The 21468-nt window shown below is 67.2% G+C and carries 17 protein-coding genes; 11 read left to right on the forward strand and 6 right to left on the reverse strand.

Annotated features, from left to right (window positions below):
* Positions 1-47: 47 nt before the first annotated feature.
* The 11 genes from VFA60_11745 to VFA60_11795 all read left to right on the forward strand — a co-directional run bounded on the left by VFA60_11745 (position 48) and on the right by VFA60_11795 (position 13407).
* A complete protein-coding gene (locus tag VFA60_11745; GenBank protein ID HZQ92459.1) occupies positions 48-842 on the forward strand; it encodes a cytochrome b/b6 domain-containing protein in 795 nt (264 codons plus the stop codon).
* 7 nt (positions 843-849) lie between these two features.
* Positions 850-3891, forward strand: coding sequence for a molybdopterin cofactor-binding domain-containing protein (locus tag VFA60_11750; protein ID HZQ92460.1), 3042 nt, complete (start codon positions 850-852; stop codon positions 3889-3891).
* 112 nt (positions 3892-4003) lie between these two features.
* Positions 4004-4999 carry a xanthine dehydrogenase family protein subunit M gene (locus tag VFA60_11755; GenBank protein HZQ92461.1) on the forward strand — a complete coding sequence of 332 codons (996 nt, stop codon included), beginning with the start codon at positions 4004-4006 and terminating at the stop codon, positions 4997-4999.
* Positions 4996-5235, forward strand: coding sequence for a hypothetical protein (locus tag VFA60_11760; protein HZQ92462.1), 240 nt, complete (start codon positions 4996-4998; stop codon positions 5233-5235). The genes VFA60_11755 and VFA60_11760 overlap by 4 nt, the downstream gene beginning before the upstream one ends.
* Before the next feature lie 165 nt (positions 5236-5400).
* Entirely contained in the window at positions 5401-6648 is a 1248-nt protein-coding gene (locus tag VFA60_11765; protein HZQ92463.1) for an efflux RND transporter periplasmic adaptor subunit, read from the forward strand.
* 81 nt (positions 6649-6729) lie between these two features.
* Positions 6730-7452, forward strand: a complete 723-nt coding sequence (locus VFA60_11770) for an ABC transporter ATP-binding protein (protein ID HZQ92464.1) — start codon at positions 6730-6732, stop codon at positions 7450-7452.
* Positions 7449-8588: an FtsX-like permease family protein gene (locus VFA60_11775; GenBank protein HZQ92465.1), complete on the forward strand. Its 1140-nt coding sequence runs from the start codon at positions 7449-7451 to the stop codon at positions 8586-8588. Before VFA60_11770 ends, VFA60_11775 begins: the two co-directional genes overlap by 4 nt.
* A 2-nt stretch (positions 8589-8590) precedes the next feature.
* On the forward strand, positions 8591-9760 hold the full coding sequence (locus VFA60_11780; protein HZQ92466.1) for an ABC transporter permease: 1170 nt from the start codon (positions 8591-8593) through the stop codon (positions 9758-9760).
* Between the two features lie 733 nt (positions 9761-10493).
* Positions 10494-11750 carry a tetratricopeptide repeat protein gene (locus tag VFA60_11785; GenBank protein ID HZQ92467.1) on the forward strand — a complete coding sequence of 419 codons (1257 nt, stop codon included), beginning with the start codon at positions 10494-10496 and terminating at the stop codon, positions 11748-11750.
* Between the two features lie 65 nt (positions 11751-11815).
* A complete protein-coding gene (locus tag VFA60_11790) occupies positions 11816-12181 on the forward strand; it encodes a hypothetical protein (protein HZQ92468.1) in 366 nt (121 codons plus the stop codon).
* A 38-nt stretch (positions 12182-12219) separates the two neighbouring features.
* A complete protein-coding gene (locus VFA60_11795; protein ID HZQ92469.1) occupies positions 12220-13407 on the forward strand; it encodes an AAA family ATPase in 1188 nt (395 codons plus the stop codon).
* Between the two features lie 59 nt (positions 13408-13466).
* On the opposite strand, the gene VFA60_11800 is transcribed toward VFA60_11795, so the two are convergent.
* The 6 genes from VFA60_11800 to VFA60_11825 all read right to left on the reverse strand — a co-directional run bounded on the left by VFA60_11800 (position 13467) and on the right by VFA60_11825 (position 21242).
* On the reverse strand, positions 13467-15503 hold the full coding sequence (locus tag VFA60_11800; protein HZQ92470.1) for a diguanylate cyclase: 2037 nt from the start codon (positions 15501-15503) through the stop codon (positions 13467-13469).
* Between the two features lie 389 nt (positions 15504-15892).
* On the reverse strand, positions 15893-16564 hold the full coding sequence (locus VFA60_11805) for a hypothetical protein (protein HZQ92471.1): 672 nt from the start codon (positions 16562-16564) through the stop codon (positions 15893-15895).
* Between the two features lie 413 nt (positions 16565-16977).
* Entirely contained in the window at positions 16978-18006 is a 1029-nt protein-coding gene (gene yiaK / locus VFA60_11810) for a 3-dehydro-L-gulonate 2-dehydrogenase (GenBank protein HZQ92472.1), read from the reverse strand.
* Between the two features lie 76 nt (positions 18007-18082).
* Complete coding sequence (gene cobA, locus VFA60_11815) at positions 18083-18895, reverse strand: uroporphyrinogen-III C-methyltransferase (GenBank protein ID HZQ92473.1); 813 nt, start codon at positions 18893-18895, stop codon at positions 18083-18085.
* Positions 18892-19542 carry a bifunctional precorrin-2 dehydrogenase/sirohydrochlorin ferrochelatase gene (locus VFA60_11820; protein ID HZQ92474.1) on the reverse strand — a complete coding sequence of 217 codons (651 nt, stop codon included), beginning with the start codon at positions 19540-19542 and terminating at the stop codon, positions 18892-18894. The genes cobA and VFA60_11820 overlap by 4 nt, the downstream gene beginning before the upstream one ends.
* The gene (locus tag VFA60_11825) at positions 19539-21242 is read right to left on the reverse strand and encodes a nitrite reductase (GenBank protein HZQ92475.1); all 1704 of its coding nucleotides are present in this window, start codon (positions 21240-21242) and stop codon (positions 19539-19541) included. Before VFA60_11825 ends, VFA60_11820 begins: the two co-directional genes overlap by 4 nt.
* Between the last annotated feature and the right edge of the window lie 226 nt (positions 21243-21468).

Below are 21468 nucleotides of genomic sequence, written 5' to 3' on the forward strand. Positions count from 1 at the left end.
CGGCAGCCGGCGGCGTTTTGCGCTATCATGCGCGGCAACCCTCGCCCATGTGCCTGTTTCGCTACGCGCGCGACTACTACGATTCCGCGACGGCGCAGCAACTCCTTTCGGCGGCGGCCTGCCTGACGGTCGCGCTGGTGTTCGTCTTCATCGCCATCCACTTGTTGCGGCGCGCGGCGGGGTACCCGGTCGGGCTCCAGGACGGGGCCAAGCTTTCGCCCCAGGCCCGGGTTGAGAAATATCAGATCGGCGCGCGGCTCTACCACTGGGGCAATTCGCTGTTTCTCCTTGGGCTCGTGGTAAGCGGCCTTGCCCTGTTCGCGCCCGCGTCCCTGGGTCCGGCGCCCTGGCTGCGCGTGCATGAAGTCTTTGCGGTGCTGTTCATCGGCGGCCTCGTGCTGCACATCGTGGTGGCGCCGCGGCGCGGCGATGGACGCGCTATGTGGTTCGAGCGCCGCGATTGGGCCGACCTGAAGCAGATCGCGGCGAACTTCTTCGGCCGCACGCGCGAGTATCCCGCATTCGGGAAATACGACCCGTTGCAGAAGCTCTATCACGCGCTGCTCACGCTGGTGGCGGCGGCGGCCGTGGTGAGCGGCGCGTATCTGCTGATCAGCGCGGAAGTGTTGGCCACCTTCACCCATGAGCTGATGCGCCGGATGCGCCTGACGCACGACGTTGCGGCCTTCATCTTCATCGCCGTGGTGATCGGACACATTTACTTCGGCATCATCCGCGTGAACTGGCCGCAGCTGCGCGCCATGATCACCGGCCGGCTGCGCGGCGCCGAGTTCAACCTGTATCACGACGCGGAGCGCTGGCAGCCGAAAGGGGACGACTAGAAAACACTTGGCCGACGACCCAAAAGGCGAAGCCGCCAAGCTCCACCGCGATCCGACCGACGGGCTCGCAGGCGACGTCTCCCGCCGATCGTTCCTGCGGGCCGCTTCCGGCGTGGCCGTTGCGACGGCGGCGGTGGCCGCCACGCGCCAGCAACTGGTCCAACTGGGTGGGCCGCCGCATGCTCCCAAACTGCGCGACGCGCCGTATGGCGATTACCCGGCGCACGTGGCCAGCGTCACGCTGAACGTCAATGGCAGCGCGCACACGTTGCAAGTGCCGCACCATCGCACCCTGTTGCTGGCGCTGCGTGAAGATTTGGGCCTGACCGGCGCCAAGAAAAGCTGCAACCTGGGCCAGTGCGGCGCCTGCACCGTGCTGCTCGACGGCGCGCCGGTGTACTCCTGCTTCGTGCTCGCGGCCGATGCCCAGGGGCGCCAGGTCCGCACGATTGAGGGACTGAGTGAAGGCGGAAAGCTGCATCCCGTGCAGCAGGCCTTCTGCGATCACATGGGCAGCCAGTGCGGACACTGCACGCCGGGCATGATCATGTCCGGCGTCGCGCTGCTGGAGCAGAATCCGCGCCCCACAGAGGACGAAGTGCGCGCGGCCCTGGCGGGGAACCTGTGCCGCTGTGGAAATTATCCAAATGAGATCGCGGCGGTGCTGGCGGCGGGAGGGGCGCCAGTCAAAGCGGCGGCCAGTGCGACCGCCCCTGGGCTTCCGTCGCATGTGCAAACCCTCGACGCGCGCGCCAAAGCTACCGGCGAGGCCAAATACGCAGGCGACTACGGCTTCGGCAGCGCCGACCTGCCGGCCCGTCCGCTGTTTGCCAAGGTCGTGCGCTCGCCATACGGTCTGGCCGACATCGCTGACATTGACGACAGCGAAGCGCGGACTGTTGCCGGATTTCGCGGCATGGTCACCTTTCGCGACGTTCCCGGCTACCGGGCGCACATAGAGGACCCACACTCGCCCGTCACTACCGACCGCTGGTGCATGAATGGCCGCGCCCGCTATGTGGGCGACGCGATCGCCGCCATCGCCGCTGACGATCTGTACGCCGCCACCGAAGCGGTGCAGCGCGTTCGCGTGGACTACCGCGTACGCAAGGCGCAGCCCGACGCTGAGTACAACCTGCGCAACAACGTGCGCGCCATCCACCAGGGCGGCGCCGTCGCCGGCTTCGGCGGCCCGCAGCCGGCGGACAAGCCCACCATCGAGTACAAGCGCGGTGACATCGCGGCCGGATTCAAGCAGGCAGACTTGATCGTCGAGCAGCGCTACGTCACGCCGATTCAGTGCCACGTCCCCATCGAGCCGCACGCGGTCATCGCGCACTGGGCGGGCGACCGCGTCACCTTCTGGGACTCGCAGCAGAGCGTCTTCGCCGCACAGGAGACCATCGCCAACGCGCTCGCGCTGAAGGCCGATCAGGTTCGCGTTATCGCCCACTACGTAGGCGGCGGCTTCGGCGGCAAGTGTACCGATACGCCCGGCAAGACCCTCTACCAGGCCATCGCGGCGCTGCTCTCGCGCAAGACCGGGCGTCCCGTCCGGCTCGAATACACGCTCAAGGAGCTGATGTTCGCCGAGGACACGCGCAATCCGTTCATCTTTTATTTCAAGACCGGAGTGAAGAAGGACGGCTCGATTACGGCGCTTGAGTGCAAGGCGATCCAGCCCACGGGCGGTTACGCGTCCAGCGGCCCCCCGGTGGTGAGCGTGGCCGGCGAAGGCGTGGTGGACACCTATCGCATCCCCAACTATTGGTTTCACGGCTACTCGGTGTACACCACGTCACCTGTGGGCGGCGAGTTCCGCGGCTTCGGACATCCGCAGGCGGTGTTCGCGCGCGAAGTCCACATGGACGAGGTCGCCGAAGCGATCGGCATGGATCCGGTCCAGTTCCGCCGCAGGAACACGCTGCACGCCGGCGATGTGATCGATACCGACGTGGTCCCCAACGTGCCGCTGCTCGCCATCGGCGCCGAAGAGTGCCTGCAAAAGGGCGCCGAAGCGATTGACTGGAAGCGCTGGCAGCCGCCGTCGAAGAAGTCGGGGCGCATCCGTCGCGGGCTCGGCATGCGCTTCAGCCAGGAGCACACCGGCCGCAACGCCAGCAACGGCCTGGTCTGGATGGGCCGCGACGGCAAGGTCCACGTGCCCATCGGCTCCGGGAACCTCGGCACCGAATCGCACACCGGTATCGCCGTGATCGTTGCCAACGTGCTCGGTGTTCCCGTCGAACAGCTCGATGTCAGTTGGGGCGACACCGACACCTCGGCGTGGGATTTTGTCAGCGACGCCAGCCGCGCCATCCACTGCCACGGCAAGGCGATGTACAACGCCGCGCTCGACCTGAAGCGCCAGCTCGACGCCCAAAAGCGTGGACAGCTCACGCCGCGCACAGACTTCACGCCGCTCTGCGACGCCAGGAACGACATGAGCCCGTACCTCGACGAAACAACCGGCAAGGTCATGAAACCGGCGGCCCCCAAACTCAGTCCGGCCACCGAAGCGATGGCACGCGCCATCGTCGGCGAAGGCGGCATCGTCGGCTTGGGCTTCTATGTCTGGAACCCGGGTGTTGAGGCTTGGGGCGCGAGCTTCGCCGAAGTCGAAGTGGACATGGAGACCGGCCAGGTGCGCGTGCTCAAGCTGGTGGCCGCGCACGATTGCGGACGCGTCATCCATTGTCCCGGCGCCGTCGCGCAGGTGCAGGGCGGCGGCATCATGGGCCTCGGCTACGCAACCACCGAAGAGCTGGCGATCGATCCGCACACCGGCATCCCGGTGAACCAGTCGCTGTACGAGTATCGTCCGCCAACCGTGCTCGATGTCCCCGAACTGGTGCCGATCCTGGTGGAAGCCCCGGTCGATCCGGGTCCGTTCGGCGCCAAGGGACTGGGCGAGAATCCGATGTTCGACGCGGCCGCGGCCGTGGGCAACGCGATCTACAACGCCACCGGCGTGCGCATGCGCGAAATTCCGTTCACCGTCGGACGCGTTTATGCGGAGCTGAAGCGGGCGGGAAAGCTCGAAAGCTAGTTGCCGGTTGCCAGTTTTCGAGAGCGCCACACCGCTGAGGAGCACCGGAATCGGCAAGCGCACGGCGGAAAGCGTTTTTACTGGCAACTGACAACTCGCAACGGACAACTGCATGTGGTCCATCGCCATTGACGAGCCGAAGCCGTTCGAGCTGCTCTCGCCGCGCACGCTCGATGAAGCCCTGGAACTCGCCTCCCGTCACGGCGTTGATGCCGCCTTCCTGGCGGGCGGCTGCGATCTGATCGACCAGCTCAAGCACCAGTGGAGCACGCCGCACTACGTCATCAATCTGAAGACCATTCCCGGCCTGCGCTACGTGGAGCCCGGGTCGCAGGCGATTCGCATGGGCGCCCTGAGCACGCTGGCGGAGCTGGAGCGCAACCGTGAAATCAGGTCGGCCCTGCCCGGATTGGCGCGCGCGGCGGCGCGCGTGGCTACGCCGCAGATCCGCAACCTGGGGACGCTCGGCGGCAACCTGCTGCAGGATTCGCGCTGCCCGTACTATCGCGGCCCATGGTACTGCTATCGCCACGGCGGCATCGTGTGCGATGCGCGCCACGGCGTCAACGCCGAGCACGCCATTTTCGGCGGAAACCGCTGCTACACCGTCACGCCGTCGGATACCGCGCCCATGCTGGTGGCGCTCGACGCGCGCGTCACCATCGCCGGGCGCGATGGCCCGCGCGAGATGCCGCTGGCCGAGATGTTCGTGGGGCCCGAGGAAAATATCCTCGTCATGCACCGGCTTCGCCCCAACGAGATCCTGGCCAGCGTGACCGTCCCGCGGCGCCCGGACCAGCGCAGCACGTTCATCAAGTACGCCATGCGCGGCTCCTGGGACTTCGCGCTGGCCAGCGTCGCGGTGGCGTTCACCGCCGGCGGCGGCTACTGCCGCGACGCGCGCATCGTGCTCGGCGGCGTGGCGCCCGTGCCGTGGCGCAGCGCGGCAGCGGAACGCGAGATCGAGGGCAGGCCGCTGACAGCAACGAACATCGAATCGGCGGCACGCGCCGCCATCGCGGGCGCCGAGCCCCTGGCGCATAACGAGTACAAGCTTGGCTTGGTGAAGAAGCTGGTGCGCGCGGCGCTGACGGAGCTGGCCTCATGAACAACTTCTTTCGCGACTGGTTCTCCCGGACCCGCACCGAGACCGCGCCGCGCTCCACCGCCGGACGCGAGGTCGCTTGGGCGGGCGGATACAGCCTGCTCGAACTGGAGCGCGCCGGAGTCACGCCGGAGCAGGCTGCGGCAGCCGGGCTGGCCATCGACCGCGAGCGCGGGTCGGCCCTCGGCTGCAACGTCCTGCAACTGGAAAAGCTGCGCCGCATCCACGGCTGGCGCTGAGCGGTTCACCGTGACCTTTTCCGCTTTCGCCGGTTTTCCCTTGCAAGGGCCGTGCCGGTGGGCGAGCGTGTGCCACGGTTCCACACAATGGCGAAACAAAAGCGAATGACTCCGCCGGTTTTTTCGGCTAATATCGTCGATTAGTCACTCGAGGCCCATTCGCACATGGCGCATCCAGAACCGGCCGAACGCCGGCCCGCGGGCGGTCCCGACCTCTCCGGCCTGAGAATCGCCGACACGGCGCGCAGCGGCGGCGGCTCGCGCTGGCTGCGCTGGTTCGCCGCCGCGCTGGGTGTGGCGGTGCTTGCCTTGGGCGGCGTTCTCGCCCTGCGCGGCAAAACGCCGACCGTTGAAGTTGTCACCGTGCATGCCTCCACGCCCGGCGCGCGCGCCACGCTGCTGAACGCGTCGGGCTACGTGACGCCGCGGCGGCGCGCGACGGTGGCCGCCAAGATCACCGGCCGCGTTGAAGAACTGCACGTCGAAGAAGGCATGCGCGTGAGCGAAGGTCAGGTGCTCGCGGTCCTCGACTCATCGGACGCGCGCGTGCGGCTCGCCTCCGCCAAGGCCGACCGCGACGCGCAGTCGGCGCAGTTGCGCGACCTCCAGGTCAACCTGGGAAACGCCGAGCGCGAGCTGGCGCGTACCGAGTCGCTGGTGAAGCAGGGCGTGAGCACCGACCAGGCGCTCGACGCCGCCCGTACGCTGGTCGACAGCCTGCGCGCGCGCATCGCGCTCACCAACCAGCAGGTGCAGGCGGCCGAGGCGCGGATCAAAGTCGCGCAGCAGGACCTGGACAACACGATTGTGCGCGCGCCCTTCGCCGGCATCATCGTCTCCAAGGACGCGCAGGTGGGCGAGATGGTCTCGCCGGTTTCGGCCGGCGGCGGCTTCACCCGCACGGGAATCGCCACCCTGGTGGACATGAACTCCATCGAGACGGAAGTGGACGTGAACGAGTCGTACATCGCCCGCGTCAGGCCCGGCATGCCGGTCACCGCCACGCTCGACGCTTATCCCGACTGGCAGATTCCGTCCAAGGTCCGCACCGTGATTCCCACCGCCGACCGCCAGAAGGCGACGGTGAAGGTGCGCATCACCTTCGACAAGCTCGATCCGCGCATCCTGCCCGACATGGGGGTAAAGGTCGCGTTCCTGGAAGACGCGCCAGCGGCGGCGCAGTCCTCGGCCGCGCCCAGGATCACCGTTCCCGCCAGCGCCGTGAAGCAGGAGAACGGCAGCGCCGTGGTGTACGTATATCGCGATGGCAAGGTGGAGCGGCGCGCGGTGCGCACCGGCTCCAGCCGCGGCGACTCGCGGGAGATCGTGGCCGGCTTGAACGAGGGCGACCAGGTCGTGGTGCGCGGCAGCGAAGATCTGCGCGACGGCGCGAAGGTGGCGCTGAAGCAGTGAGCTTCCCCGCGTTCGCGCCGCACAAACCGCGGCGCGAACGTGGGGCGCCATGGCGACATTATCGAGAGTGATGGAGGAGTGATGGTACGAGTTGACGGCAAGGGCGAGAGCAGCCTCATCCGCGTGCGCGGGCTCGACAAGAAGTACGTCCGCGGCAGCGAAGAGATACACGTCTTGCAGGGACTGGACCTCGACGTGGACAAGGGCGACTTCGTCGCCTTCATGGGCCCGAGCGGCTCGGGCAAGACAACGCTGCTCAACCTGCTGGGCGGGCTCGACGTGCCTTCGGCGGGCAGCATCAGCGTGGCGGGCGACGAGATTACGCGCATGTCGGCGAGCAAGCTGACCACCTGGCGCGCGCGCCACGTTGGTTTCGTCTTCCAGATGTACAACCTCATCCCCGTGCTCACCGCCTTTCAGAACGTTGAGCTGCCGCTGCTGCTCACCAAGCTGAGCAAGGCGGACCGCGAGAAGCACGTCGCCACCGCCCTCGAAGTCGTCGGGCTCAGCGACCGCATGCATCACTATCCGCGGCAGCTCTCCGGCGGACAGGAGCAGCGCGTGGGCATTGCCCGCGCCATCGTCGCCGATCCGACCTTCCTGCTGTGCGACGAGCCGACCGGCGACCTTGACCGGCGCAGCGCCGACGAGATCCTCGGCCTGCTGGAGAAGCTGGTGAACGACTACGGCAAGACCGTGCTCATGGTGACCCACGATCCGCTGGCCGCCGAGCGCGCGCAAGTGACCCTGCACATGGACAAGGGCGTGCTTCGCGAGGCCGAAGAAGTAGGAGCGGTGCGATGAGATACCTGCATCTGATCTTCGCCAACCTGTTTCGCAAGAAAATCCGCACCACGCTCACGGTGGGATCGTTCGCGGTGGCGCTGTTCCTGTTCGGCCTGCTGGCCATCGTGCGCGCGGCCTTCGGCCAGGGCGTGGAGGTTGCGGGCGCCGACCGCCTGGTGGTGGTCAACAAGACGGCGATCATCCAGCCGCTGCCGCTCTCCTATCGCGACCGCATTCTCGGCATCCAGGGCGTAAAAGGCGTGACGTTCGCCAACTGGTTCGGCGGCGTTTACCAGGACGAGAAGAACTTCATCCCGCAGTTCGCCATCGATCCAGACACCTACCGCCAGATGTACCCGGAATTCGCCATCAGCGACGAGGAGTGGAAAGCGTTCGTGGCCGACCGCGAAGGCGCCATCGCCGGCGAGGGCACGGCGAAGAAGTTCGGCTGGAAGGTCGGCGACCGTATTCCCATCAAAGGCACGATCTTCCCGGGGCAGTGGGAGTTCAACCTGCGCGGCATCTACCACGGCACGCGCCAGGCCGACGACGTGACCCAGTTCTGGTTCCAGTGGAAGCTCCTGGACGAGCACAAGCAGTTCACCAAGGGACTGGTGGGCTGGTACGTGCTGCGCATTGATAATCCCGACAACGCGGTGCGCATCTCGCGCCAGATTGACGAGATGTTCTCCAACTCGCCCTACGAAACCAAGACCGACACCGAGAAGTCGTTCGCCGCGGGCTGGGTGAAGCAGATGGGCAACATCGAGTTCCTCATCCTGTCGATCGGCGCGGTCGTGTTCTTCACCCTCCTGCTGGTTACGGGCAATACCATGGCGGTCGCGGTGCGCGAGCGGGTCCGCGAACTGGCGGTGCTGAAGGCGGTCGGCTTCTCCAACCGCTTCGTGCTGGTGCTGGTGCTGTGCGAGTCGTTCGTGATCGCCGGCATCGGCGGCGCGCTCGGAATTCTTCTGGCGAAGCTCTTCTCCTTGCGCGGCGATCCCACCGGCGGCATGCTGCCTTACTTTCACCTCGACACGCTGGCCATGGGCCTGGGCGGAGTGCTGGCGCTGGCGGTCGGCCTGGTCTCCGGCATCCTGCCGGCGGTGTCCGCCAGCCGGCTGCGCGTGGTTGACGCGCTGCGGAGGGTCTGACGATGGCGATTCCCATCAACTACAACCTGCGCAGCCTGCGCGTGCGCTGGAACTCGACCGTGGTCGCCGTCCTGGGCATTGCCGGCACGGTCGGCGTGTTCGTCGCCATGCTCGCGATGGCGCGCGGCTTCAAGGCCACGCTGGTCAACTCCGGCTCGGCGCAGAACGCGATTGCCCGTCGCGCGGGCGCGACCAGCGAGATGGACAGCTCGGTCACGCTCGACCAGGTGCGCGTGCTCTCCGATGCGCCGGGCGTGGCGCGCGATGCGAACGGCGCGATCGTCAGCCCCGAAGTGGTGGTGATTGCCGCCTTCCCGCTGAAAGCGACCGGCACCGACGCCAACGTCCAGGTGCGCGGCCTTTCGCCACGCGTGCTCCAGGTGCGCGACACCGTGAAGGTGGTCGAAGGGCGCTTCTTCCGGCCCGGCCTGAACGAGCTGGTGGTGGGCCGCAACGTGGCGCGCTCCTACCAGGGTTTTGACCTGGGAAGCAACATCAAGTTCGGCGGCGGCGACTGGAAGGTGGTCGGCGTGTTCGACGCCGGCGGCAGCGCCTTCGATTCCGAAGTGTGGTGCGACCACACCGTGCTCAGCGAGGTCTACAAGCGCCCCGCCAACATCTTCCAGTCGGTCACCGCGAAGCTCGCGTCGGCCAACGACCTGACGCGCTTCAAGGACTCGCTCACCTCCGATCCGCGGCTCACGGTGCAGGTGGACCGCGAGGTGGAGTATTACGAGAAGCAGTCGCGCATGTTCACCACCCTGATCACGGTGCTGGGATCGCTGGTGGCCGCGGTCATGGGCGTGGGCGCGGTCTTCGGCGCGCTCAACACCATGTACTCGGCGGTGGCGGAGCGCGCCAGAGAAATCGCCACCATGCGAGCGGTCGGGTTCGGCGCCGGGGCGGTGATCACCTCTTTTGTCTTCGAGTCGCTCTGCATCGCCGCGGTGGGCGGCGCGCTGGGCTGCGTCGGTGTGCTGCCGCTCAACGGCCTGACCACCGGCACCATGAACTGGCAGACGTTTTCGCACCTGGCGTTCGCGTTTCGCGTCACGCCACTGCTGCTGGTGGTTGGGATCGTGTTCGCGCTGCTGATGGGGCTGCTGGGCGGCGTTCCGCCGGCCGTGCGCGCGGCGCGCGGACCGATTGCGATGGCGCTTCGCGAACTCTAGCTCTTGCCACCGACTTACGCGGAGTCTCACCGATCAGCGTCAAGCCCGCCGTGTCGACCCGGGCCGACCTCACCCGCGTTGCTTGACCCGCCCCCCCTGCTTCTATTGCCTGCAATAACTTGGCGGGGCGGTTCGCTGCATGATATTGAGCAGCAGGAGCTTGAAACCGAGGTCTTAAGCCCTTTCTTTCCAGTGATTGTTTGGGACCACCGCCGAGGCCTCTTCTTGGCCCTCTTACTTCCAGCGTAGCAGGTTGGGCGGAGTGAATGGGAAGGCGACGAGGAAAAATTGTGCCCGCGTTTCCACGCAGTTAGCGGGAAAACTGGGGTTGCCGGGGCTTGACAAGGATCGGACACGATGGCGCTTCCCGCCAGGGCGCGCGGGCGGGGTGGCGCATCTGCACCGGGTCCGTGCTCGCACACCGGTTTGTTGAAGCGTGCCGACGGCGAGGGCGCCCGCCGCTACATCATGGTAAGCACGGAAACCGGGCATTTGGAGCGGGATACGGCCTCAATCCGGGAAAAATCGGCTAAAAAACCCGGATTCTCAGGTCCAGGGGCTTGTGTTTCGGCTGTATACTTGGCGGCAACGCTGGCCCAGCTTCAGAGCGCGCACGCCCTCCCTCTGCAACGCGGCCTGTACCGCATACGAGGATTTCCTGACGGCTCCTGCCATCGCGACCATTGGTCCCGGAAAGGCGCCCACACCACCGGACCCGAAGAATCTCGCAACCATGCTGCGCGACTGGTTGGGACAGGAACGGCTCAACTGGTCGGGCACGCCGGGCGAGCTGGCGTCGGCGCTGAAGGTCAGCGTGCCCGAACTGCTCAGCCTCATCGAAAACAGCGGGCCCGCGCTGGAGCGCCTGGGAGTGCAGGCCATGGTGCGCACCCAGAAGAGCGGAATGCGCCAGGTGGTGCTGTCGCGCAGCGATGCGCGCGCTTCGGCTGCCGCAAGTGCGCCGGGACCGGCTTCGAAGACCATCCAGCCGCCTGCGGCGTCGCGCGAAATGGCGAGCGCGACGGTAGTTGATCCGCGGAGCGTGGTGGTCCGGCCGCCGGCGGAGGAGGTTGCTCGCCGTCCGGCGACCGCTCCCGCTGCGCCGGGCGCTTCGCCGGTGACCGCCGCCAACACGCCCGCACCGGTGGCTGCTTCAACAGCGGCGGCAAACACGGCCTCGGTGGCCACAATTGCGGCTCCCGATACAACCGCCGCGCTGACGGCTGCGCCGCGTTCGAGCGCCGCGGCCGCCCCGGCCGTCGACTACGGGCGGCTGATGGGTTCCGCGCCGGACCCGGCCGGCGCCGAGTCCGCGCGCCGCATGCGGCTGTTTGGCGCCAGTGCCGCGGCCGCGCTGCTGGGGGCAGTGGCCCTGCTCTGGCTGTTTGCCGGCAGCAACGGTCCCAGGGGCCTGGTGCAATCCGAGCAGGCAGTGCAAACCGGCGACGTGGGCGCGAACAATCCCGCGCTGCTGGAGGCGGCGAAGGCGGGCGACACCTCGGCGCAGTACACGCTGGCGATGAAATATCTGCGCGGCAACGGCGGCGACATCGACCGGACGGCGGCGGCCGAATGGCTGCATCGCGCGGCGCGCAGCGGACACGCGGCCGCGCAGTTTGAGCTAGGCAATGCCTATGCCGCCGGCAAAGGCGTGCGGGCGGACCAGCGCACTGCCTACGCGTGGCTGGCCGTCGCCGAGGCCAACGGCGAGCAGCGTGCGGCCGATGCGCTGCGCCAGGTGGCGGAGAACATGTCGCGTCCTGAAGTGGGCGAGGCACGGTTCAAGGTGGGCGACATGTATGCGCGCGGCGTCGGGGTGCGGCGCGATTCGGTGGCCGCCTACTCCTGGTATGCCCTGGCTGAACAGGCCGGCAATGCGAGCGCCAAGCGGACCACGGCGGGACTGGCCGGCCATATGTTGCCCAGCGACGTCGCGGCCGGACGCAGCCGCGCCGCCGACTGGCTGCAAGCGCACGGCGGCGGCAAGTAGGCGCCGTGGGGTGGAAGTCTTGAGCAAAGGTTGATTTTTCAAATCCGTGAGTAAAGGACTGGCAAATGCCCGACAGCGTGTACGACATTGCAGTTGCCGCCGCAAAGACGACGGGACCCGATAAGCCTGGTTCATCGGATACGTACTACAAGGTCCAGGTGAGGGCGTGGACCAAGTTCGATCCGACCAATGCCGAGCTGATCGATATCGCCAGCGCAGTGGAACAGGGGACCGCGTTCCTGACCGCCATCGAAGTGGCCCGCGTGGCGACGGGCACGCACGAGATTGACGATCCCGACGTGCGTGAGCAGTTCGAGAACGTGGCGGCGGCGGAGCGTGTCGTGCGGCACCTGGAGGACCTGCCGGACGCGGTGCGCGACAAACTGCGCAGCGCGCTGGCCGGCGGACAGGCCAAGCGCGTCGCCGGGTAGATTTCTGCTCCCTCGCTATGCCTGCCGGCACGGATAGAGTGCTCACCGAACCCGCGGCCAACGCCTCTCTGTATCTGGGCGGACGATACGCCCAGGCGCTGGAATTTCTGTGCGCGGCACGCGAAGGCCCGGCCAACATCACGCTCCTGATCTCGGAACCGGGACTGGGCAAAACCTGCCTCTTGCGCGCCGCCCTGGCGCGCCTCGAACCAGGCTCGCGTACCGCATTCGTCTTCTGGACACAACTGGAGCCGCTGGAGTTCATCCAGCATCTGCTTTCGGCGGCCGGCGTGTCCGAACCGGCGGGCGACGTGGCGACGGCGCAGAAACAATTGCAGGAAGTGCTGCAGGATTCCGCCCGCGCCGGGAAGCGCTTCGTGCTGGCGATTGACGAAGCGCAGAACCTTTCGCCCGAGGCGCTGGAAAAACTCTCCGCCGTGCTGGACTTCGGACTGGCGAAGACCGGGCGGCTGCACGTCATTTTCGCGGCGCTGCCCGGCTTTACCGCCTCGCTGGAAAGACCGCAGGCGCGCCGCCTGCAGGAGCGCGTGGGGGGAGTGGTGTCACTGGCGGCGCTCACCCACAACGAGACGGCGGAGTACATCGAATTCCGCAGCCGGCGTGCGGGCGAAGCGCGCCTTCCGCAGGAAGAGGCCCGGAGGATCGTTTCGGGCAGCGGCGGCGTTCCGCGAGTGATCGATCAGCTCTGCGATGAGGCGTTGCGCCGCATCGCGGGCAATGAGCAGGAGACCGCCGAGATCACGCTCCTCGATAGCGCGCTGGGCGCCCTCTTCCCTGCCGGTCAGTTGCCGCGCTACGCAATTCCCTTCGAGCCGGCGCAACCTCCACCGTCGGCTGCGCCAATTGCCCGGCCCGCGGCCACGGCGGACGTCCCGGCAAGGCCTCCTGCGGCGGCGCGGGAACGGGCAGCAGCTCACCGAGCGCCGGCGCCGCCCGCTTCACCGCCGCGGCCCGCGCCATCCCGCCCACAGGCCGGCCCGGCCGATCCGAGCGTGGCGAAAGTTTGCGAATGGTTCCTTGAGCCGCGGCGATCGTGGTCGGGTACGCCCGCCGAACTTGCTGTGGCCAGCGGCGCCGCGGCAGAGGGCCTGGCCGAGCGCCTTCAGGCCAGCGCCGACGTGCTGCGCGGATTCGGCGTGCAAGCAGCCGTGGTGCGGCGTCCCGGCCGGCCGCGCATGATTACCCTCTCCCGCTTGTCCGCTTAGCGATCTCCCAAACCGCCGGGCTTGTTCGCCATCGAGCTGATCTGCCGTTGCGGCGGCATTCAGGCTTCCGTGGTGAGGGCTGCGCGCTCAGCGACAGCGACGCGGTCGCGCCCGGAGTGCTTGGCGCGATAGAGCGCATGGTCGGCGGCACGCAGCAGATCGGCCGGGGTGCGGCGGTGTTCGGGAAACGCGGCAACGCCGATGGAAAGCGTGATGGCCGCGAGCAGCTCGCCGTGCAAGCGGACCGAGAGGCGGCGTGCGCGTTCCAATTGCTGTTCGGCGCGCCGGCGTGCCTCGTCGGCCGCGGCATCGGGAAGAACCAGGGCGAATTCCTCGCCTCCATAGCGGCAGGCGACGTCTTCACCTCGGACGCCGGTCTGCAGCAGATTGCCGATTTCGCGCAGCATGAGGTCGCCGGCCTCGTGTCCGAAGGCGTCGTTGAACCGCTTGAAGTGGTCGACATCCACCATGAGCGCGGCCAGCGGCTTGCCGGAACGCGCCGCGCGATGGACCTCGCGCTCCAGCGACTCCTCGAGATAGCGGCGATTGAACAGGCCGGTGAGTGGATCGCGCAGTGACTGGTGGCGCAGGGTTTCGCGCAGGCGAAGGTTACCGAGCGCCAGCGCGATGTGCTCGCTCACCGTGATCGCGAGCCGGCGGCGCGCCGCTGGATCGCGCCCTGAGGCCTGCGGCTCGGGGATGGCATTCCCCAGCAACATGAGCATACCGATCGAATCACCCTGTGCGGCCAGCGGAATGCACACGCTGGCCACGCCGGCGGATGCCGGCAGGTGCGAGCAACGCTGCGCCGGATCCAAACTGAGATTTTCATGCGGGCGATTGCGGCGCAGGGCCCAGCATTGATCGGGCGCAAACACCATCTCGCCGGGCTGGCGGTCGCCCCAGCGAACGACGGCGTCGAGCAGATTGTGAGACGCGGTCAGGACGAACAAAGCGCCCGAGCAGTCGGGGAAAAAGCCGGGCATGGCGGAGGCGATAACAGCGTGCGCTTCCTCGCTTGTATAGCACGACTGGAGGAAGTCAGCCAGTTCGCTGAGCCGGCGCAGCTGCTCTTCGCGGAGGCGGGCCGCCGCCTCGCTTTCTCGCTCGCTGGTAATGTCGCGCACCACCGAACTGAAACCGCGGATGCTGCCGTCGCCATTGCGGACCGCGGCCACGTTGACGTCGGCCCAGTAGCTGCTCCCATCGCGGCGCAAGCGACGGGCAATCTCGTGATGGCGGCCGTGCGCGCGCGCTGCTGCGAGCACCAGTTCGGGCTTGCCGAGGTCGCGGTCCTCCTGGACGAAGAAGCGCGAAAAATGCTGCCCCACGACCTCGCTCTCCTGGAAGCCGGCGAGACGCGCCGCGCCCTGGTTCCAGGAAACGATGTGGCCGGCAGGATCGAGGAAGACGATGGAGTAGCCGCCGATCTGGTCGATCAGCAGGCGCAGGTCTTCACGGCTCTCGCGCAGCGACGACTCGAGCACGCGGCGGCGGCAAATTTCGCGGCGCAGAAGCAGCACCACGCAGAGCAGCAGGAGCATGCTGGCCCCCGAGCCGCCGATCACCAGCCACTGCACCAGGAACGTCTCGTGGCGCTGAGCGGCGAGGTGCTGCTCGCGCAGCCGTTCTTCCTCCGTGCGAACCGCGCTGGCGATTCCGGCGATGTCGGCGTGGTCCTGCATGGTGGGCGGTTCCACCGGATAACGCAGCTGCGCTTCCAGATCGGCGCCGGCATGGATGGAATCCTGGAGCGATTGCTGCAGCAGCGCCAGGCGCGCTTCCAGCACAGGCTCCAGCGTGCGCAGCCGCTCCTGCTGAGCGGGGTTGTCCCGGGTGAGCGTGCGAACGCGCCGGAAGTGAACCCGCGCCTGCTCGGCCGCCTTCAGGAAACGCTCCCGATGCTCGTGGCGGCCGGTGATGGTGAAGCCGTGGTGTGCCACCTGCGCCTCGAGGGCGTGCTGCTGGAACTGCTCGAGCGCATTGATGACCTCGTGAGTGTGCTCGACGCGCTCCACGGCCGACTCCAGGCGCCGCATCTGCTTGACCGCGAGCACGTCAATGGCGATCAGGATTGCCAGGGCCGCCGCGAACAACAGCAGCGCATTGCGATGCGGTCTGTTCCTGTGCGCGGTCTCTTGCCGCCCGGTGTTCGCCATATGGACGTTCGCCTGAGGGAGGACTCGATGCTAGCCAACGCGGCGCGGCGGAAGAATACGAATCAGGAGCAGGGGGCGGGCGAGAGTTCCCGTTTTGGCATGCACAAAAGTGGGGTGGCGAATGGGGACGCGGTGGCGTCGGGACTTGTGGTGGCGTGAACAGCGCGGACGGGGGTGTCCGCGCCACGCGGCCTGTGATCGATTCGCAGGCCTGGTTGCGCGCCCGGCCCCGTCCCTCCATCACCGTTGCGGATTACGGTGACGGCGTCATCGCTGAAAAAAGAAGCGCGTCCGAGATGGACGCGCTTCAGCAGGACCCTGGGGATCTAGCGCCTGTAGATGCCGTTGCCGTAGCCCTGACGATAGCCCTGGTTGTAGGCCTCGCGATAAGCGTTCTTGTAGATCTGCTTGTCGCCGCCCACGGTGCTCTGGCCATGATCGGCGTCCTTCCAGGTGTCGTGCTCGGTCGGACGGAAGCTGTGGCCGGTCTGCCGGTCCTTTTCGCCGTCGTGCAGGCCGTCCTGGTAGCCGTACTGCCGCGCGGTGCTGACAATGCTGCCGTTGCCATAGCCGCCGTAGCCGCCGTTGCGCCCGTAGCCGCCATTGCCGTACCCGCCGTTGCCGTAACCACCGTTCCCGTAGCCCCAGTTGCCGTAGCCGCGCCGGTTGCCTTCCTCCCAGCCACGCTTGTAGCCCTGGACGTAGGCGGCGCGGTCCTGGCCGCGGTAGTCGTGATCGTCGGCGCGACGGCGGCGGCCATTGCGGGCGTCGGAGAAGCCTTCCCGGTAGCCGGCCTGCCAGGCGGCGCTGTTGTTGCGGCCGTTGCGGTCCCATCCGCGATCGTCGTCATCGCGATAGTTGCGGTCGCGGTCGCGATCATGGTCGCGATCACGATATCGGTCGTCGTCGTGGTAGTAGGACCAGCTCTGCGCCGCGGCCAGCGACGCGCTGCCCGCCAGCAGAGCTGCTCCGAAGAGCGCGATTGTGAGTTTCCTCATCGTTCCCTCCCTGCCTCGGGAGGGCCGGAATCGCGGCCCTGCCGAAAGCCTGGTTTTTCGTTCTGGCGAAAGTGGCTGCTGGTGTAAACACCGCGCCAATCGCCTAGTTGCGACCCCGCCCGAACCGATCGGGCGTCGCCTTTCGTGGCCCTGTTAACACATAGAACGGCAGCCACAACCAGAGTTGCGGGTGTGAGACATGCGATGCCGACGTGAGTTGCCGGGTTGCTTGGGGGGTACCACAGTTTCGAGTTTCGCGCAGCTATGTTCCAGGGGAAGCTGAAGGCGGGCGTGCCCAGGCCGCGCACCTGGCGCAGCACGTTGCCGCGCTTGACCGCGTCAAACATCAGCGTCGAGGTCTCAACACAAAGGACACGAAGCGGCACAAAGGGGACGAAGGACGACGCAGGCGTTCAGAGCGCTTGTATTTCCCGCCAGATGTCGGCTCTTACGGCGATGCCGTCGCGCTCGGCGCGGGCACGGCGCTCGGCCATGCGCTGCCCGGGGACGCTGGGAACCTCGGCGCCGGGAGCGGAGGGCGTGGCCGAATTCACGTCGGCAACGATGGATTCCACGATGACGTTTGCTTTCTCGGCGGCGATTCGCTTCAGGTCGATCGCGATGAAGATCTGCGACAGCGAAGTCTCGGCGGAACCGGCGGTGATGTGGTGGGTTGCGTGACCTTCGGAGACCGCAGCGGCCAGCGTGTCGAGAAGAATGCGCAGGCCCACGCCCTTCCACAAGCCGATCGGCAGCAGCCGCTTGGTCTTTAATACTGCGGCCGGATCGCGCGTCACGTGATTGCTGGAATCGAAGCCTGCATCGGCGGGAAGCGGTTCCCCCGAGCGGGCCGCGCTCTCGATGCGTCCCACGGAGAACTGGCTCATGGCCATGTCGAGAAGAAGATGTCCGCCCTGGCGCGGCGCCGCAATGACCACGGGATTGTTGCCGACGCGCACCTGCTGGCCTCCCCAGGGCGGCATGAGCGCGATGGTGTTGGTCCAGCAAATGCCGATGCAGCCGGCGTCGGCGGCCTGGAGTCCGTAGGTGCCGGCGCGCATCCAGTGGTTGGTGTGTCGCAGGCCCACGCAGCCCACGCCGTGCTTTTCCGCCAGCGCGATGGCGCGGCCCATCGAATGCAGCGCGTTCAGGATGCCCGCGCCACCGTGCCCGTCCCAGCGCTCGAAGGCGCCCACCGCGTGCACCAGCTCAGGCGCAACGCCGGTCTTCACAATCCCTTTGCGGACGTGCTGTATGAAGAGCGGAAAGCGATTGACGCCATGCGAGTGCACGCCGTCGCGCGTGCTCTCGGCGAAAACGCGCGCCATGGTGGCGCTTTCATCCCGGGTGAATCCGTTCCTGCTCAGAACGCGCTCCAATTCGCCAACCAGCTGATCGAAGGTCACGCGCTCGTTTCGCGGCTTGAGGGTGATTGGTGGCATGAGCACCGGCGAGCATAATTCGCGAGTCGGCGTTTGCCAATCGGGACCGGTCTCGGCGTTTCGGATCGCGCGACGACTACAGCAACGACTCGATGCACGTTTCCCTCTCGTGCGGCAGGACCGCATGCGGGACGTCGGGCCCTGTCGCGGCGGGATGTTCGGCGGGATGTTCGGCGCGCTTTGCGAGCGCTTTGCCCACCAGCAGCAGCGCGGGTGTGGGCAGCGGGTCCACCTTGCCCAACTCGGCGAGCGTTTGCGTGGCGGTCTGCTGCTCACGCGTGGCGGCGCGCGAGACAATGATGCAGGGCGTGCCGCGCTCCAGGCCCGCGGCGATCAATTCATCAGCCACGCGGCCGTAGTCGCGTCCGGGCATGTAGATGGCGAGCGTGGCGTCGCTGCGCGCGAGGCCGTGCCAGTCCGTCGCTTCACCGGCGCAGCGGTTGGCGGTGGTCACGATCAGCGTGGCGGCCGCGCGGCGGTCCGTGAGCGAGCGGCGCACCGACGCCGCGGCCGCGAATGCGGCGGTTACGCCGGGCACGATCTCGTATTCCACGCCGGCCGCGTCCAGCGCATCCATTTCTTCCCCCGCGCGGCCGAAGACCAGCGGATCGCCGCCTTTCAGGCGCAGCACGTCGCTGCCGCCGGTGGCGAAGAAGACCAGCAGCGCGTTGATCTGCGACTGCGTGGTGCGCTTTTCGCCGTGCGGCTTGCCCACGTTCACCAGCAGCGCTTCCGGCCGCGCCAGCGCGAGAATCTCGCCGGAAACAAGATCGTCGTGCAGCACCACGGAAGCTTCGCCGAGCAAACGGTGCGCTTTGCGCGTGAGCAGCTCGGGATCACCGGGGCCGGCGCCCACCAGGTACACCTTGCCGTTGCGCCTGGCTGTCATCCAGCCTCCTCACGTTTCCGCACCAGGTGTAGGCCGCTGCCTCGCTGCCGCCCGAGCGCCTGCGCGGCCAGGTCATGCAACCGCTGCTTGCGCGCTTCGCCCGGCGCCTCGGCGGCAAGCACGCTGCGCCGCTCGCGGCCTATCGCGCTCACAAGGTCCTCGTACTCGGGACCGAACTGCGCCTCGAGCTGCTGGCGAAGCTGCTGCGCCATGGCCGGGCTCTGTCCCGCGGTCGAGATGGCAATCTGCAGGTCGCCGCGGCGAACGACCGCCGGGAAATAGAAGTCACAGTAGTCGGGATCATCCACCACGTTGCAGAGCACGTTGCTCTGCCGCGCGAGCGCGGCAACGGTGTGGTTCACGTCGGGCGATGACGTGGCGACAATCACGACAAAGATGCCGCGCAGGTCGTCGGCGCGAAACGGACGCGGGTCGAACGCGATCGCGCCGGCGCCGGCCCAGCGCAGAATGCGCGGCGTGGCGCGTGGCGCCACCACCCGCACCTGCGCGCCCGAACGCAGCAGCGGTTCGATCTTCGACTCGGCGACGCTGCCGGCGCCGGCCACCAGCGCGCGCCGCCCGGCGAGCTTCAGCATGAGCGGAAACAGCGCGCGATGGTTCGCGGTATCTGGACGAAGTTCGCTCATGCTTCCACTCCGTGCGGCGGCGCGCCCGGCGAGGCGTCGCGGAGAACGGCCTCCGTGCGCTCGCCGGCGGCAAACGTGCGCAACTCGCCCTCGCTGTGGCGCGAGAAAAACTGCCGCAGGTTTTCTCCCGGCGAACGCTGCGCCAGGTAGTGCCGCAGCAGGCGCTCGATGGCCGCGGGAACTTCTTCGGCCAGGCAGCGGTACCCGATGGGCCGCGCAATCGATTGATGGAGTCCCACCGCGCCGCCCACGCAGAAGTAATAGGCGTCGCGCATCTCGCCGTTGACCTTGATCTTCTTTCCGTCGAGGCCGATATCGGCGATCCAGTGCTGTCCGCAACTGTTGGGGCAGCCGGTCACGTGCAGCTTCAGGTGCTGATCGAATCCCGGCAGGCGGTCTTCGAGCTCTTCCGTGAGCCAGCGCGAAAAACCTTTCGTCTCGGTGATGGCGAGCTTGCAGAATTCCGATCCGCTGCACGCGATCGCGCCGCGCCAGAACGGCGAACCCTGCACCGGCAGGTCGGCCTGGTTCAGTTCGTGCGCCAGCGCCAGCGCATTCTGCTCGGGCACGTTGACAATGAGCAGGTTCTGCATGTTGGTGGTGCGCAGCTCGCCGGAACCAAAACGCTCGGCGAGGCCGGCGGCGATGCGCATCTGGGTGGCGCTGATGCGCCCGCGCAACACCGCCGAGCCCACGTAAACGTATCCCGGCTGTTTCTGCCGGTGGATGCCGACGTGGTCGCGATACACGTCGTTCGGCGGCTGCTCGGGCACGGCCGGATCGAGCGCAAAGCCGATGCGGCGCTCCAGTTCCTGCTGAAAGCTTTCCGCCGTCCAGCCGTGCCGCAAAAACAGAAACTTCAGCCGCGCGCGCTCGCGGTTCTCGCGGAGAACTTCGGCGTCGCGAAAAATTTCTGCGATGCCCTTCACCACCGGCGCCACCTGGTTCCAGCGGACAAAGGCGTTCAGCCGCAACGCCAGAAAAGGATCGGCCGAGAGTCCGCCGCCCACGCGCAATGAAAAACCGGTTTCCGCATGTCCGTTCATGCCCCGCGTGATGGCGGTGAGACCCACGTCGTTGATCTCCGGATACGAGCACCACACGCGGCATCCGGTGATGCTGACCTTGAACTTGCGCGGCAGGTTGTAGAACTCGGCGTTGCCCACGAGCATGCGCGTGACCTGCACGGCCAGCGGCGACGCGTCGCAGAGCTCGTCGGCGTCCACTCCGGCCAGCGGGCAGCCGGTGATGTTGCGCGTGTCGTCGCCGCACGAGCCCATGGTCGTGAGCCCGGCGCGCCACAACGATTCGAGCAGCTCCGGCAGCGCTTCAATCGTGATCCAGTGCAGCTGAACGTTCTGCCGCACGGTCAGGTCGGCGGCGCCGCGCCCGTAGCGCTCCGTCACATCGGCGATCGTCCGCAGCTGGTGCGAAAGCAGCAGCCCGTTCGGGATCCGGATGCGCACCATGAAGTACGGCAGCGCCTTGCCCTCGCCATTCTTGCCGCCCACCACGCCGGCGCCGTCGCCCTGCGTGTACACGCCCCAGGCGCGGAAGTACGTGCCCAGCCACTCCGGCGGGATGGAAGCGAAACCGGAGCGCGCGAACGCGCGGATTTCGTCCAGGTGCTCCCACGCGTTTTTCTCGCGCTTCAGGCGTTCCACACGCTGCGCCTTGGTTTCCTGCACTGCCTGCGCCATAAACCTCCCGGAAAAGCAAAAGACCCACTCCCGTTGCCGGTGAGTGGGTCCTGAATGAATAATTGCCGGTTAAATCAGATCATCCATGATCACTCGCCAGAACGGACACACACCCGCGGCAACAACACATACACGCGGCGTTCTGGCAGATGCACATCATGGACGCACAAAGTACAACACGCGACGCGAACCCTGTCAAACATCGCCCGCGATGCGGGACGAGCCG

The organism is Terriglobales bacterium (assembly GCA_035651995.1).
Classification (GTDB): Bacteria; Acidobacteriota; Terriglobia; order Terriglobales; family Acidobacteriaceae; genus DASRER01.